General features: G+C 37.5%; 13 protein-coding genes and 1 riboswitch. Of the genes, 9 read left to right on the top strand and 4 right to left on the bottom strand.

Annotated elements, in window-relative coordinates; translation table 11 throughout:
* Window positions 1-456: 456 nt before the first annotated feature.
* Together CUC15_RS16110 and CUC15_RS16105 are read left to right on the top strand one after the other, a co-directional pair.
* A complete protein-coding gene (locus CUC15_RS16110) occupies window positions 457-1,242 on the top strand; it encodes a carbon-nitrogen family hydrolase (protein WP_114917645.1) in 786 nt (261 codons plus the stop codon).
* A gap of 365 nt (window positions 1,243-1,607) precedes the next feature.
* Window positions 1,608-2,801 (top strand): pyridoxal phosphate-dependent aminotransferase, encoded by a 1,194-nt coding sequence (locus CUC15_RS16105; RefSeq protein ID WP_114917644.1) that lies wholly within the window; start codon window positions 1,608-1,610, stop codon window positions 2,799-2,801.
* 137 nt (window positions 2,802-2,938) lie between these two features.
* Here the strand turns inward: CUC15_RS16105 and CUC15_RS16100 are convergent, their stop codons facing one another.
* Window positions 2,939-4,027, bottom strand: coding sequence for an iron-containing alcohol dehydrogenase family protein (locus CUC15_RS16100; RefSeq protein WP_114917643.1), 1,089 nt, complete (start codon window positions 4,025-4,027; stop codon window positions 2,939-2,941).
* Window positions 4,028-4,318: 291 nt separating this feature from the next.
* Window positions 4,319-4,418: riboswitch (SAM riboswitch) on the top strand.
* A gap of 193 nt (window positions 4,419-4,611) precedes the next feature.
* On the opposite strand from CUC15_RS16100, the gene CUC15_RS16095 reads away from it, so the two are divergent.
* The 5 genes from CUC15_RS16095 (at window position 4,612) to CUC15_RS16075 (ending at window position 9,738) form a co-directional block, all read left to right on the top strand.
* Window positions 4,612-5,646: a methionine ABC transporter ATP-binding protein gene (locus CUC15_RS16095; protein WP_114917642.1), complete on the top strand. Its 1,035-nt coding sequence runs from the start codon at window positions 4,612-4,614 to the stop codon at window positions 5,644-5,646.
* Window positions 5,636-6,310 (top strand): methionine ABC transporter permease, encoded by a 675-nt coding sequence (locus CUC15_RS16090; protein WP_114917641.1) that lies wholly within the window; start codon window positions 5,636-5,638, stop codon window positions 6,308-6,310. Before CUC15_RS16095 ends, CUC15_RS16090 begins: the two co-directional genes overlap by 11 nt.
* Before the next feature lie 61 nt (window positions 6,311-6,371).
* A complete protein-coding gene (locus CUC15_RS16085; RefSeq protein WP_114917640.1) occupies window positions 6,372-7,499 on the top strand; it encodes an alpha-hydroxy-acid oxidizing protein in 1,128 nt (375 codons plus the stop codon).
* A 25-nt stretch (window positions 7,500-7,524) separates the two neighbouring features.
* Complete coding sequence (locus CUC15_RS16080) at window positions 7,525-8,349, top strand: MetQ/NlpA family ABC transporter substrate-binding protein (protein WP_114917639.1); 825 nt, start codon at window positions 7,525-7,527, stop codon at window positions 8,347-8,349.
* Window positions 8,350-8,670: 321 nt separating this feature from the next.
* Window positions 8,671-9,738, top strand: a complete 1,068-nt coding sequence (locus tag CUC15_RS16075; RefSeq protein WP_114917638.1) for a hypothetical protein — start codon at window positions 8,671-8,673, stop codon at window positions 9,736-9,738.
* A 247-nt stretch (window positions 9,739-9,985) separates the two neighbouring features.
* Here CUC15_RS16075 and CUC15_RS16070 read toward each other — a convergent pair whose 3' ends face one another.
* Window positions 9,986-10,840 carry a malate synthase gene (locus CUC15_RS16070; RefSeq protein ID WP_114917637.1) on the bottom strand — a complete coding sequence of 285 codons (855 nt, stop codon included), beginning with the start codon at window positions 10,838-10,840 and terminating at the stop codon, window positions 9,986-9,988.
* 766 nt (window positions 10,841-11,606) lie between these two features.
* On the opposite strand from CUC15_RS16070, the gene CUC15_RS16065 reads away from it, so the two are divergent.
* Window positions 11,607-14,720: a purple acid phosphatase family protein gene (locus CUC15_RS16065; RefSeq protein WP_114917636.1), complete on the top strand. Its 3,114-nt coding sequence runs from the start codon at window positions 11,607-11,609 to the stop codon at window positions 14,718-14,720.
* A gap of 440 nt (window positions 14,721-15,160) precedes the next feature.
* Here the strand turns inward: CUC15_RS16065 and CUC15_RS16060 are convergent, their stop codons facing one another.
* On the bottom strand, window positions 15,161-15,481 hold the full coding sequence (locus tag CUC15_RS16060) for a YflT domain-containing protein (protein ID WP_114917635.1): 321 nt from the start codon (window positions 15,479-15,481) through the stop codon (window positions 15,161-15,163).
* Between the two features lie 372 nt (window positions 15,482-15,853).
* Window positions 15,854-16,057: a hypothetical protein gene (locus CUC15_RS16055; protein ID WP_114917634.1), complete on the bottom strand. Its 204-nt coding sequence runs from the start codon at window positions 16,055-16,057 to the stop codon at window positions 15,854-15,856.
* A 94-nt stretch (window positions 16,058-16,151) separates the two neighbouring features.
* Here CUC15_RS16055 and CUC15_RS16050 point away from each other — a divergent pair, with 94 nt between their 5' ends.
* Entirely contained in the window at window positions 16,152-16,367 is a 216-nt protein-coding gene (locus CUC15_RS16050; RefSeq protein WP_114917633.1) for a hypothetical protein, read from the top strand.
* The last annotated feature ends 171 nt before the right edge of the window (window positions 16,368-16,538 follow it).

Here is a 16,538-nt window from a genome sequence, read left to right as displayed (position 1 = left end):
ATAACCTACTCTAACTTTAGCAATGTTCACTTCTTTGATATTGAAACGACGAGAAGATTGAGATAGGTAATAATCATTACATCGTGTTGAAGTTTGACAGTCATCATGTTAAGTAGGTTAGGCCATCTCATATATATTGATGATAAGAAGTACCCTTCCAGGCTTTATGGTTGCACCACCATTAAAAAACGGAGAGGTATTTTTTTGCGTTAAAACTGCTATAGGCATGTTCAACATGACTCCTCACGTATTCAACCCTGCCATATTTATTTGCTTAGAAAAACAAGTCGAATATTGAGAGGCTGAGAGCATTAGTAGAATGTGATAAAATTAAATTGGAGCTAAATATTGTGAGTATTGTTTATATTTCTTATCATGGTTATATTAAAGGGAATATATTATAAAAAATCGATTAAAAGTGATGAAATGAAAAATATGGAAAGGTGGTAATGACGTTTGAAGTTCTCGGTCTTTCAAATGGAGGTAATTCCAGGTAATCCTAAACAAAATAAGGATAAGGTAGAAAAGTGGGTACGTGAGGTTATACAAAATGAGCGACCAGATACAATTATACTACCTGAGATGTGGACGACATCTTATACACTACCAAAATTAAATGTGCTAGCAGATGATATGGGAGAGCCAACGAAATCTTTTTTAAGTAAATTGGCGAGTGAATATCACGTCAATATTATTGGTGGTTCGGTTGCGAACAAGGAAGGAGATAAAATATATAATACTAGCTTTGTGTTCAACTCACATGGGGAATTAGTATATGAATATAGTAAAATTCATCTCGTTCCAATGTTAGATGAACCTTTATTTTTAACAGGTGGAACGAAAAAGGTAGAAACCTTTATGTTGGATGGAATAAAAATTGGCTTGATTATTTGCTATGATTTAAGATTTCCTGAATTGGCTCGTTCCCTAGCATTAGCCGGTGCGGAAGTATTAATCGTCGTTGCCGAATGGCCTACTGCACGTAAACAACATTGGACGAGTCTGCAGATTGCTCGAGCAATCGAAAATCAAATGTACGTCATTTCTTCTAATAATATCGGGTCATTGGATGGCGTCGATTATGCGGGAACATCGATGATAATCGATCCGTGGGGAGAAGTACTATGCCAGGGGTCTGATACCAATGAGGAAACAATCACGGGAGTCTTGGATGTGGCGCGCGTTTCAGAAGTAAGAAAGAATGTCCCGATTTTTGAAAGTAGAGTTCCTAACCTTTACTAGCAATACCGATTATTTTTTGTCTTACGTGTAATGAAAAGTTGACATCCTCATTTTAAAAGTGTAGGTGGGTAGTAAACAGTTGCAGTTGCATCAATAGCAGGTTCTACTTAACTTATCATCCGTGGAGAGGAAGAACCCTTCACAGATGGTAAGTTTTCTTTGATTGACAGATGATAGGCTGTGAAAGGAAATGAAATGGAATGCTATACTATAACTTAGTTTAATAGGGATTTTTATCGTGTGGAGATAATTCGTCTCAAGGCTTGGAAAATACCAAGTTTTCTAATATTTAGTAGACTGTTAGAGAAAAAGATTATAAAATCTATCTATTATCGAAACATAATTTAGAAAAAGAGGTTATTACAATGGAATTTTCGAAAAGATTAAATAATTTGCCAACACAATTTTTTGCCTCACTTGTTGAAAAAGTATCTGTAGCCGTTGCTGATGGACGGGATGTTATTAATTTAGGACAGGGAAATCCCGATCAGCCAACTCCAGCCCATATTGTGAAAGCCTTGCAGCAAGCGGTTGAAACACCAGCTACGCATAAATACTCTCCTTTTAGAGGTACTGTACAATTGAAGCAAGCTGCTGCAGACTTTTACAAGCGTACATACAATGTGGACTTGGATCCTAACACCGAAGTTGCTATTTTAGGCGGCACAAAGATAGGGCTGGTCGAGCTTCCACTCGCCTTAATGAATGAAGGGGATTTAATGTTGCTCCCTGACCCTGGATATCCTGACTATTTATCTGGTGTCGCTCTTGCAAACGTGAAGTATGAAACAATACCATTACTTTATGAAAATAATTACTTGCCCGACTACGATGCGCTAACAGAAACACAACGACAGCAGGCAAAATTACTTTATATCAATTATCCGAATAACCCTACAGGAGCAACAGCTTCGATTTCGTTTTTTGAGGAAACTGTAAAATTGGCGAAGGAAGCAGATATTGGAATTGTTCATGATTTTGCATATGGTGCAATTGGTTTTGAGAATGAAAAGCCGGTTAGTTTCCTTCAAGCTGCTGGTGCAAAAGATGTTGGGATAGAGCTTTATACATTATCAAAAACCTATAACATGGCTGGATGGCGCGTTGGATTTGCTGTAGGTAATGCGAAAATGATTGAAGCAATTAATCTCATCCAAGATCATTTATTTGTTAGTCTATTTCCTGCGGTCCAAGAAGCTGCTGTTATGGCTTTAAGCGAAAGCCAGGAATGTGTCACGGAGCTTGTGAAACTCTATGAGGGACGCAGGAACACACTATTAACAGAATGCAGACGGATTGGCTGGGAGATAGATGCTCCAAAAGGTTCCTTCTTTGCTTGGCTTCCTGTTCCTAAAGGATATACTAGTGAAGCCTTTGCTGACCTGCTGCTAGAAAAAGCAGATGTTGCTGTTGCAGCAGGAAATGGCTTTGGTGAGTATGGGGAAGGATATGTAAGGATTGGGTTATTAGTAGATGGGGAACGATTGAAAGAGGCAATCAACCGAATCGAGAAATTAAATATTTTTGGGAGAGAGGGACAGTGCAATCGTCACGAGTAACTGCCAAATCTAGAAACCTTGTGAAGTGAAAATTTTAGTGATTCGTAATCTAGGTTAAGCTTATTATCTGTTAAGCAAGCAAAAAAAGAGGGTCAGATCCTGAGGGGAATCCACAGGGTTTGATCCTCTTCTGATAATTATTTTACAAAAACTTGATTCTCCAATTCTAGCATTGCCTGAGTAACAATTTCTGAGGTCATCTCACCGGGTAAGACATGGATAGATTCACCGGGGATTACTGCTTTTTTTGCAACAAGTGAAATGGATTCTTCCGTGACGTTTGTGACACCAAGATCTTTTAGTGTGGTTGGAAAACCAAGTTTCTGGTAGAAGGGCAATATTTGCTCGATTTCTTGCCGTTTATTTTCCAGTACCAATTGTACAAGAATTCCGTATGCTACTTTTTCTCCGTGTAAGGCTTGATGTGTTTCTTCTAGTGCAGTTAATCCATTATGGATGGAATGGGCTCCTGCAACTCTACCGTAATGGTCACCAAATCCACCGACAATGCCACCGAACATAATGATTGTTTCAGCTACTTTAATAAATTCATAATTTAGATTACCACTTTTTGCTGCGTTTATCGCACCCTCGGCATGCTGAAGAAGAACGTCTTTACATAACTTTGCAGTATAATGTGAAAGTTCAAGTGCTGCAGGTTTATCCTTAATATTCGCCATTTGTACATCTGCTTCATACCATTTTGCGAGTGTATCTGCAATTCCAGCAATTGTCATATCAATTGGTGCCTGCAATAACAATTGTGGTTCGATCAACACGAGGCTCGCATTTTCTGGATATAGATCGAAACGAGTAAATGTACCTGTATCATCATAAATAACGCTGATTGGTGTCCAAGGTGCGCAGTTGGATGCAAGTGTTGGGATCAGAACGTAGGGTATGTGAGTGACGTGACAAGCAGACTTAACAAGATCGAGCACTTTCCCACCGCCTACTCCAATCACACTGTCAACACCATGTTCCGTAATTAGCTTTGCAACAGCATCAATTTCAGTTAAGGAACATTCACCATGATAGGTATAGTCTATAAACTCTATTTCAGTGAACACTGGCCAAAACGGCTTCGCTGCCTGCCATGATTTTTCTCCATGAACAATCAATGTTTTTTTGAAACCGCGAACTAAAAGCTTGGACTCCAATTCGTTCAAAATGCCTTCTTGCAATATGTATTCACTTGGTGCGCCATGCACAGAAATTGTTTTCATCCAATGTATTCCCCTTTTCTCCTATATTATCTATATCAATTAAACAATTAATGCCGACTAAAATAATGAACGGAAAATGCTGCATATACAAGGTAGACGTGCTTTTTCGTATATAAATTAAGGTTCATTATATGGATGATGTAAGATTTTGTCAATTTGTTGGGCGAGATGGGTAAGCTCCCGAGTAGGCTCTCCACCAAAATTGATAACCCGTTTTGAAACGTGAATATTATCGATTCTGATTGACTTATTTTAGTTGTTGTACTATACTAAAAAAATAAAATAATATTAATCTTATTAAGAGTGGCGGAGGGACTGGCCCTGTGATGCCCGGCAACCATCTTTCTAGAAAGGTGCTAAATCCTACAAACAATTGTTTGAAAGATAAGAGAAATTAAAATAGGAACGGCTATTTATATTAACTTTCTCTGACTCCATTGGTAGAGAGAGTTTTTTTGTAGTTAAGAAAGTATAAAAACTTTCTTACTAAATGAAAGTTAGTTCTTTAATATCGTATTTAATTTTAATTATCTGTTTATTCTGTGTAAATTGAGAATATCCAGTAATAAGGGAGTATACATAGTATGATTGAATTTAAAAATATCACGAAAGTATTTCATACAAAATCAAAAGATACGAAGGCACTTGATGATGTCTCGCTTCATGTGAAAAAAGGGACTATCTTTGGTGTTATAGGCTATAGTGGTGCCGGTAAGAGTACCTTAATCCGGATGGCAAATCTTTTGGAGAAACCGACAAAAGGTCAAGTTCTTTTTAATGGTAATGAACTGACCAAGATGTCACGGGGCAATCTGAATATTGCCAGACAAAAAATGGGCATGATTTTTCAATCTTTTAATCTATTAAAAACTGGAACGGTATATGAAAATATTGCTATTCCGCTTAAATTAACAGGTGTACCTAAGAAAGAGATTAAAGAGCGGGTAAATAAGTATTTGGAGATTGTTGGATTACTGGATAAGGCAAATGCGTACCCTGCCCAGCTTTCTGGCGGTCAGAAGCAGCGTGTCGCAATTGCTCGTGCACTTGCACATGAACCAGAAGTACTGCTGTGTGATGAAGCAACCAGCGCGCTTGACCCGGATACAACAGAAGCAATCCTCGCTTTACTAAGCAAGATTAATCGTGAACTTGGCATTACGATCTTACTCATCACACATGAGATGAATGTAGTGCAAAGCATTTGTGATGAAGTAGCAGTAATGGAGAACGGTCGGATTATTGAGCAGGGAAGAGTGATAGATCTATTTTCTCAACCGAAGACAGGGACAGCGAAGCGATTTGTACAATCACTCTTCAATGACACAATCCCTGAAGAATTGGAAAAGATCCTAAAAAAATCTGGTCAAATTGTTACCTTATCGTTCATCGGGAATGCATCAGGAAAGCCAGCACTTGCAATGGTTACTAAGAAATTTGATGTCTATCCTTCCATTCTTAGCGGGAATATCACCCAATTAAAGGATGAACCATATGGCCGTTTAGTCGTACATCTGGAGGGCAGCTCGTCTGAAGTCGAAAAGGCAGTGGAGGATTTAACAGCATTGGGTGTTATCGTAGAAAGATATAAGGATGGGGGTGATTCTCATGTTGGCTAGTATTACAGCTTTTTTTGACAATTGGGGTGTGGAAATATGGGAGGCGGTCATCCAGACATTCCAGATGGTTGGAATTGCACTTTCGATTTCCATTCTTATCGGGCTGCCACTTGGGGTTTTATTAACATTAAGTGGGCCAGGTAAAGCACTGGAAAATAAGGTTTTAAATCATGGACTCAACTTGATCATTAACGTGATTCGCTCGATTCCGTTTATCATTTTGCTATTCTTTATATTGCCGTTTACGAAAATGATTGCTGGTACAACGATTGGTGTTGGGGGTGCTATTGTTCCCCTTGTCGTTTACACTGCTCCATATATAGCCAGATTAATGGAATCAAGCCTTCTGGAAGTCGACCGTGGAGTGATTGAGGCTTATGAAGCAATGGGAATTAAAACGAGGCATATTATTTGGCATGTATTAATCCGTGAATCCCGATCATCTATTGTTCTTGGTCTGACAATCTCAACCATTGGTCTGATTGGGGCAACAGCAATGGCTGGATTAGTAGGTGCTGGAGGGCTTGGTGATTTGGCTTACCGATATGGGCATTTACGCTATGAGGTAGATGTTATGTATGTAACAGTATTTATTTTAATCATTCTTGTTCAAGGGATTCAGACCCTTGGTAATCGCCTATCAGCAAGATTAAAGAAAGATTAAGGATCAATTCAGCTTTAGGAGCTAACTTTTGTAGAGATAGAATGAAGGGGATGCATATATCATGAGTGATGTGCTAGTAAATGTAGAGAGAAAGGATGTACCGCTTCGTTTTGAGGATTTGGAAAACGAGGCCCAAAAGCATTTGGATAAAAATGTATTCGACTATGAACAAAGTGGTGCCGGTATAGAAGAAACACTTCGCTCAAACAGGGAAGCATTTAGCAATTGGAAAATCGTTCCGAGAGTTATGAGGGATGTATCAACTGTATCTTTACATACAACGATTAACGGACAATCGATTCCAGCACCAATTCTGCTTGCACCTGTTGGTATGCAGGGCATTTCTCATCCGGACGGGGAGCTCGCCAGTGCTGCTGCGAGCGCTAAGTACGAGGTTCCGTTTATAGCAAGTACGGTGTCTTCCTATACGCTGGAGGAGATTGCCGAAGCAAACGGAAACGGGAAACGCTGGTTCCAGCTTTATTATCCAAACAATGTAGAAATTGCCAAAAGCTTTGTTAAACGAGCAGAGATAGCAGGCTACGAGGCAATAGTAATCACCGTGGATATGCCATTAATCGGTAACCGAGAGCGTGACCGTTCTAATCAGTATTCTCCGTTTTTACTAGGAGCTGGTAAAGCGAATTATGCGGCTGATCCAGTGTTTCAAGAGTATCTTGCTGCTAAGCCTGGAGCAGCTGTTTTAGACGAGATGCTGCAAACCTTTTACCGTCCAGGTTTGAACTGGGAAGATATGAAGCCTATTCGGGATGCAGTAGATCTGCCAATCTATTTAAAAGGCATCTTACACCCTGATGACGCTGAAGAAGCGGTGAAGCATGGTATCGATGGCATTGTTGTATCGAATCACGGTGGCAGACAATTGGATGGTTGTATTGCCACACTGGATGCCTTACCGCTTATTAAAGAAAGAGTAAAGGACAAACTACCAATTCTTTTGGACAGCGGAGTGAGGAGCGGTCCAGATATTTTTAAAGCTCTAGCACTTGGTGCAGATGCAGTTCTGCTGGGCAGACCATTTCTTTACGGATTGACAATCGCTGGCCAATCTGGTGTCGAACAAGTGATACAAAATGTATTACATGACTTAAAAACAACGATGAGTCTGTCTGGTATTAAATCCATTCAAGAAATCAATGCGAATGCCATCCGGAAAACTTATAGATAAAACCTAAATGAAAGAGGGAGAAAATATGAAGAAAACGTTAATTATAAGCTTATTTATTATTATTTCTGCAATCCTTACAGCTTGCGGTGGTGACAAATCAAGTTCTGGTGAAACAGATGGTTTGCTAAGTGATGGAAAGCTGGTAGTCGGAGTTACTGCTGGTCCACATGAGCAAATCCTCGAAAAGGTAAAAGAGCTTGGAGAAGAGGAAGGATTAGATATTGAGTTGAAGGTTTTCAATGACTATGTAATGCCAAATGTTGCTTTATCGGAAGGGGAAATCGATATAAACAGCTTCCAAACGGAGCCGTTTTTTGATCAGATGAATGAAGAACGTGGCTTGGATCTTATCAAAGTCGCTGACACCGTTACTTTCCCAATGGGGATTTACTCGGAAAAGATTGATGATATCAAGGATCTTTCGGATGGGGCAAAAATTGGTTTGCCAAGTGATCCAACGAACAGTGGACGAGCACTCGCTCTATTTGAAAAAGCGGGGTTAATTAAAATGAAGGAAGATGCTGGCACTGATGCAACAATTAAGGATATTGAAGAGAACAATAATAACTACGAATTTATCGAACTCGACTCTGCACAAATTGCCAGACAACTAGGTGAACTTGATGCTGCAGCGATTAATACTAACTTCGCAATGGAGCATGGATTTGTACCTAATGAAGATTCTATTTTTATCGAGGGACAGGATTCTCCTTACGCCAATCTTATTGCAGTTAGAAATGAATCAAAGGATGAAGAGGTCGTTCAACAATTCATCGATTTATACCAATCTGACGAAGTAAAAGCATTTGTCGAGGAAGAATTCCAAGGATCTGTTATAGCTTCTTGGTAGACAGTTGACTTGTGCCTGTCACTCCCTGATATTTGTTGAAATTTGTCGAATGGAACTACCAGTATATTTGAGGCTGTTAGAATAATGTACTTCACATAGAAGTCTTTATTCTAACAGCTATTTTTTTTTCGCGCGTAATAAAGGGGTGGAAGACTAATTGAAGTTTCAATCTAAGTTAAAAATAACAGTTGACAGGTAAAGATTGTGATAGGGGCAGGTATGTCCCCTCGCGTCCGATTAAGTATATAGTCCTGTTGTCATCTAAAAACGCAGAGTATATCATTAATGATGATAATTTACTATATTAGGAGGATTAACTTCGTGGTTAGATGCAAAAATTTAATGATCTTATTTATAGCACTTTTAATGATTTTATTTATAGCTGCATGCAGTAATAATGAAAAAGTTACGGACAGTGATAACGATAAACAAGGGAAAACGGAAGAACAAAACAACGGAAATGTACAGGCAGAAGAAAATGTAGAGGATAACAAGGCTGATGAAACTAATGATGTAGCGGAGACATCAGACAGTAATGAGGAAATTTCCTTTGAAGTGAATAATGCGCCAGAAGATCAGGGAGATTTGGAAGTAAGACTCGAAGGGGAATTTGAGATTGTAAATAAGGTGGTTTCGGTCAAAGGAACGACAAATCTTTTATCGGAATCTGAGCTTATCCTTTCTATTAATACAGAGGATGGGGTGCTAATTGGAGGAACGGAGCGAGCGAAAGTTAATGCAAATGGAGAATTTGAATTAGAGTCAAGTCTTCCAGATGATTTAGAAGGATTAGTACATTTGGAATTAAAGTTTGAGCCAACAAATCAAAATGAAGAAATAAAAAATCATTATTTAGAAAAACTGAGTGGAAGTTTTGTACGAAACTATACGGAATCAGATGAAACATATCAAAAAGCATCTTTTCAACACTCAGTCACAATAGATGATGGGCAACAGACGTTTGTAATTACTGAACCAAACTGGAAGACACCAGCCGATTATGGAGAACCAATTGTATGGATAGAGACAAAGTTAGAGAAGCAAGGAGATTATGTTGTAGTAAAAATAAATAGTAACATTGTGGAAGATACATTTATTCGAGCAAGGGCTGATATTCCAAATTATATTACATCAGGGTTTCAAGGATCCAGTTATACAAATCCAGATGGTTCAACCATCATATACGTAGATGATCCAAAGGACAGTCGAATTAAAAACCTGACTGACTACGAAATTGTTATTACAATGGATCCATCTGATAATAACAATGGTCCACATGTCACTGAGGCATATGGAGAGAATGGTCAAAATCTAGCAGGTGAGTTCGCTAATGTTGAAGGTGAAACCAAAGTGATTGAGCAGAGGATTACTGTTACAGGGGGAGAATAGGAAGTATGAAGGGACAGTAATACTTCCAATAAAATTCCATGACTTCTTTTAATTCAGTCCATTTGGGAATAGATCTATCATAGGGTAAAAAAGCAGCAGCCAGTGAAGATTTAGAAAAAGATAGAGCTCACCTCTAAGGTTGAGCTCTATTCTAATGCCGGCAAAATTACGAATTGGCTACGCTGCCCCCATAGCAGATCCTGTATGCACACACCGTGTTCGATAAACATTTATTATCAACTAAGGACTACATACGCATTAATGCGCCATTAGGCTTTGGTAACTCTTCTTCTCTGATTTGATTCATTTTACAGTAATGTTCAAAAAATTCCTTTGCCAGTTCCCGTTCCTGTGTGTCAGTTTTTAATGAAACAATATCAAGTAAAATTTGAGCCATCCATACATTATCAAAATAACGGAATTTACCTGTATTCCAAGTCATTTTTTCGGGGGATTTTTCATTTACATAGTATTTCCAAAATGGCATCCTATCAGATTCCTGTTCTGTAAGTTGGAGTCTGTATTCTGAATGGGCAGGAATAAATCCATCTTCACAAAATTTACCAATAAAATCTTCATTCACCATATAAACACCTAAGATCCGTCTGTCTTCTTCAGGCATGCTGGAATCTCTTGCGGTTAAAAGGCAAGCACTATTTTGGTGCACGCGGGTAGGTATTTTTGGCTCACCTTTATTATTCCCGCTTTTTATTACACCTGTATAGACCTTCCACTCTGTCATAAAACTACTCTGTTCTTCTTCGTCACACCAAACTACTGTTTGTGATTCAGGATGAAGTTTATGATTTTTCATTAGTTTTTCATGTTCCAAGCGACGTTGCTGTTCTTTACGCTGCAGGTTTTTTTCTTCTTCCTTTTCCTGTTCTTCCTTCTTCCGTTCTATTTCCTGTTCTTGTATAACTTTTTCAAGTGAATTTGCAGCACTTGTATCATGCAGCTTCAGGTGTTTTCCAAATGCATCGGGAAAAACAAACTTTTTATTTTCCGTTGCGAAATGTATCTCTATGAAAGAATCATTATGTTTAACTACACTTCCCTTGCCAAAAAGCTTGTGTGTTACTTTTTTATCGATTAGATTCATTATTTCTGTCCTCCCTGTATACTAAAACATGGTCCTATTAGAGTCTGTTATTACCGTTCAACTAACTTGCATTTAAGCTCTCTAAGTTGTTTTGAAGCCGAAGTTTTTGCAGTACCTTTTCTCCTATCTAGTTGATGCCCTTTACAGGTGACTTTCAATATTTGAACTACTCGTTCCATTAACTCTCCTTTTTCTTCAGTTCCTTCGATTTGAGGAAAGGATATAAAAAAATCGTACCTATATTCGATCAGCAGAAAGATACCATCAGAATTTGAAATACGATTGTAAAAAACAAATGTAGTAATATTGTAACATATTTTTCGAAAAACCACAAATTTACTATTGACAACTACTTTATTGTGAAGTAAAATATATGGTTATTTCACGGTTCCTATGCTTTTGTTATTTGAGATATAGCATTAAACAAGAAACATTTAATCAACCCTGTAGTAGGGGACAACGTTTTTCCTATTCATCCAAAAAAATTTGACACAATATCAGGGATATATAAAACATTTTTCCTTCGTATTCACCATACCCCTAACCGGTTTCTCTTTTGTTCATAGTTGATTCTCCCTCCGACTTGTTATTAATCACTTTTAGATAACTTTAGAACCCTCCCTAAGCCCTAGGAACAAAGACCTTAAAAAATTCACCGAATATTATCACATAATTAACAGTCTATTAATGCTTCTCAAGTAATCTAAGATAACACTGTAATTATTTTTATAGTATTAGAGTGAAAAATGATAGGAGCGTTGGTAAAGTGTTCTCGATTTCAAAGGAAAACAAATCATTGTATCGTTTATTCGCAGTTATTCTTGTTCTTCTAATGGTTTTTTCTAGTTTTAGTACATTGGTAAAAACAGCAGCAGCAGAAGAAGAACCGACAAATGGAACAACAGAAAAAGTATTACTGGATAGAGGTAGTACATGGAAGTATTTAGATAATGGTTCAAATCAAGGGACAGCTTGGAAAGAGGCGAATTTTGATGATAGCAACTGGAAATCTGGGGCTGCTCCATTAGGATATCCTGAAGGCGAAGAACATGGAGATTTTGGTGACATTGCTACAACCATAGAATATGGCAGTGATTCTCAAAATAAACATGCAACAGCTTACTTCAGAACAACATTTGAAGTAGAGGACTTATCTAAAATTAATAGTACAGGAGTTATTAATGCAGGTATTGATGACAGTGCAATTTTATATTTGAACGGTCAGGAAATTGCTAGATTTAACCTGCCGGCAGATCAAGAGATTCCATTTGATGCCTATGTTGAGGATTACGGGCTTAATGATGCAAGTGAAAGCAGTAATAAAACATTTCAGCTAACGGAAGAACAAATGGGTTATATTGTTGAAGGCACTAATGTTTTAGCAGTCGAAGTGCATCAAGACAGACCATCTAGTTCAGATGTATTTTTCGACATGGAGTTACAATCCATTTATGTAGATCCATCTATCTATCAAGCGTCTGATATATCTTTTGCTCCAGGAGCAGATGAAACAAAGTACAATTTCTCATGGTATTCTCCAAAAACGGATGTACCAGGTGTTATTGAATATGCGAAGGTAACTGATGGAAACAATTCGGAGTTTCCAACTGAAAATGTACAATCTGTTACTGCAAAACTAGCAGAAGCGTCATCAGGATACCAAGCAAATGAAGCTACAATTACAGGTATCGAAGGTTCATCAGAATATGTCTATCGTTTAGGCGATGGAAATGGAAAGTGGTCAGAAATATATAGCTTCAAAACACAAGCAACAGATTCTTATAATTTCCTATTTATGGGGGATCCACAAATTGGTTCATCTGGTAACATTGCAAAAGATACAACAGGATGGATCAACACAGTAAATAAAGCAATTGAATTGTACCCGAATACAAGCTTCATTCAATCAGCAGGGGATCAAGTAAATGATTCGAAATCAGAAGAAGAGTATGCAGGCTGGTTTGCACCTGAATTATTGAAAAACTATCCGACTGCAACAACAATTGGTAACCATGATAATTCCCAGTACTATGAATATCATTTTAATACGCCAAATCAAAATCCAGCACTAGGAAATTCAAATAACGCTGGCGGAGATTACTATTTCACTTATGGTGATACACTTGTGATGAACTTGAATTCAAATAATAAGAATGCACAAGAACATAATCAATTTATGGAAGAAACAGTTGCAGCAAATCCAAATGCTAAATGGAAGTTTGTTGTATTCCATCATTCGATCTATAGTGCTGCAAGTCACTCTCTGGAAGCAGGAATAATTAAATTGAGGGAAGAACTTGTACCAACAATTGATAAATTAGATGTTGATGCCGTATTAATGGGACATGATCATTCCTATGTAAGAACATACCAAATGAAAAATCTTCAACCACTTAAAAATCAAATGATTGACGAAGATGACAGTGTTATTAACCCTGACGGTACATTATACCTAACTGCAAACTCTTCAAGTGGCAGTAAATATTATAATTTAAAAGATCCTGAATTTTATTCAGCAAATAGATCACAATTGAGAACTCCAACGTTTACAAATGTTGCAGTGACACCAACAAGCTTAGAATTTACGACACATCGTGCAGATACAATGGAAGTAACGGACACGTACAAGATTGTTAAGGATCCAAGTATTGAAGTAGTACTTCCAGCTCTTGAGTCCATTTCAATTGAAGCATCAAGTAATGTAGTGCCAACAGAACCGACAACATTCTACCCAGAAGTCTCACTTAACGTAACTGGTAAAAATGTTAATGGTGGCGTGTACGATATTGCTTACGAAGACATTACGTACAAAACAAGCCCAGAAGGTCAGCTTTCTATTTCTCAAGATGGAAAGATAACGGTTGAAGAAGGTGCGAATCCTGGTAATATCCAAGTTTGGGCAGAAGTAACAAATGAAGGAAAAACAATTGAAACAGAAAAAGTAACAATCCAAATCGTAGAGCATGCAGAACAAACTCTGCTTGAAAAAGGCAGTATTTGGAAATATTTAGATAATGGTACGGATCAAGGTACAGTTTGGAGAGAGCCTGCCTTTGATGATAGAAATTGGGCAAGCGGTGCAGCACCACTTGGATATCCAGTTAGTGAAGATCGTCCAATGTTTGGTGATATTGCAACAGTCATTAGCTACGGTCCAGATTCTAGTAAAAAAATTCCAACATACTATTTTAGAACTACATTTGAAGTAGAGGATTTGAGTAAGATTGGTGACGTTGGACACATCAACTTCGGTATTGATGATAGTGTTATCCTTTACCTAAATGGACAAGAAATTGGCAGACATAATCTACCAGAAGGCGAAATTGGTTATGATAAATATCTATCAGATTTAACGGGATCAAGTGTTGCTGATGAAAGTAACTATGAAACATTTATATTAGACGCAGCAGATTTAGCTCATTTAGTTGAAGGTACAAACGTATTAACTGCTGAAGTACATCAGGACCGTCCAACTAGCTCTGATATCTACTGGGATATGGAATTCATTGCTTCAGTAAATAAAGAAGCGAGCGAAGAAACTATCGTTCCTGTAAAAACATATGATTACAAGGGATATCACACAGGAAAATTAATGGTGCACGACAAGAGTGTATCGATAACAGTAGATGCTGAGTCAAATATTAAAAATGGAGTAGTATTCACTGGTGAATATGCGGAATTCCATGGTGATGGCTTTGAAGATACAGCTGTAATCATTAAACCGAAAAAAGCAGGAGCTATCATTGACTTTAAAGGCACGGTAATGTCCAAGGTCATTATTGAGGGCAATAAGGTTTCGGAAATTAGAGGTGCTGAGAATATCCAAGATATCGAGTATGTAAAGAGTGCAGATCCAGAAGCAATTAATTTTATCGATTAAGTAATAGGGGAGTCTAGTAGACTCTCCCTCCTATTTAATTTTCAGTGTAAGATAGTAAATCATTTTGTACCTGTAAAGGAAATGTAGAATCTACTTTTTCACTAGTGACTGCTGATCTCAACTTGATCCTTTATCTCCAAGCGGCACAACAAACAAGTGAATATCATTAATACCGGGAAGCAGGTGATGTTTCAACTTTCCCGCAGTGTTTCAATTATTATAAGTACATAACAATACAAGTGATTGGAAGATAGGTGTCCTCTTGGTTAAGTTTTGGTCCGCCTAACAATAGGGATAAAATTTATTAGCTATATTTTTGTATTTAATATTACGAATTAGAAAATTAGAAAACCCGATTATTCGTTTAGCATGCATCCTGCAGAAGTTACCTAAAAAATGCATCACCTCATTATGAGGTGATGCATTTTCATGGTAAAATCTTATTTTTTTCCAATAACGACAACGCGGCCTTTATCGAGCTCTTCTTCATATTTCTCAGCTTCCGCTTGTGTCAGCCCAAGGTTTTCAAATTGTGAACGGAGTTCGTCCCCTCTTTTTCGGAAGACATTGGCAACTTTATCAAAAACTCCCTCTTCTTTAAGCCCGACATCATTAACATTTAATCCATCTGATAAGTCTTCCGTACGATCCTTATCATGAGCAATGACATATAAATCTTCTTTCGTATATCCAAGTGCTACCAGTTGATTAATTTTCTCTTTCGCTTGTACACCATTTTCGACTACATATACATTTTCCATTTGTGAATTCCTCCTATATTTGTTTCAGGTTTTATTTATCAATTGTTCTTAGTATATATATAACCTTTTTGCAAAAAGCTGAAACATGAAGGAAGTGAATACCTAAAAAGCTGATATGTAGAGAAGAAATAAGTCAATAAAAAATGGAGATTCGAAAACGCTCCAATTTAGTTCTATAATTACTATATGAAGGAGAAGTAACCTTATTTGTGCAGGAAAGAAAGTATAACCTTCCTTCCACTGCATAGATAAGATAAGTGCAACTAAGTTATATCGCCATAAAAACTTGGCGTTATGCCAAGTTTTCTAATGTTTTTATGAAATTGCAGACACAGAACCTGCCTCTTTCTTTAATATTTGAAAGGATATCAACTAAGAATTATTAAACGTCTGCTTAATGATATCTTCCGCAATAGATGCATTTGCTGATTCTAATGTACGGTGTTCATTAACGGAGTCGCCGGAAGCCTTATGATCTATATCTAATAAGGAATTCCTGTTTATTTCCGATTTGACACTAATATTTTCTCTTTCCTTCTCTGTATATTTGTTTTTATCTTTATTATTTAGAACCATGTTATCACCTCATCTGTTAATCTATCCAAAATTGATCTTTTCTAATCGATAGATGTGACTGAATTTGGATATATTACCATTAGGAGGTGAAAAAATGGGTAACAAAAATGGTAAAAAAGAAGAAAATGTAAATGTAAAACTTGGTGGAATGGGTCTATACGGTACTACTTCCAATGCAGAAATAGCAGGGTATATGGCTTCCGGCGACATTGAAAACGCCGGGAAATTGGATAAGGGGTTTAAAAAAGTTGAAGAAGACGATCTTGCTGCGGAAGCTTCATTGAAAGAAGGGGACAAGCAGGATTACTAAGTTAAATGTAAAAAGGGCTTCCCATGCAGGACGTGAAGCCCTTTTTAAGCTGGTTAATTTACCGATTGTATTGTCGCAAAAAGATTCATTCAATTGCTATGGTGGCTCACTTTTAAGTTACCATTATTTGTTTTCCTCTGATAGCGGTCATAATTTCCTAGCGAATAGCTA

The organism is Oceanobacillus zhaokaii, from assembly GCF_003352005.1.
GTDB lineage: Bacteria > Bacillota > Bacilli > Bacillales > Amphibacillaceae > Oceanobacillus > Oceanobacillus zhaokaii.
Note: the sequence above shows the minus strand (reverse complement) of the source record. Positions and strands in the feature narration are given on the sequence as shown.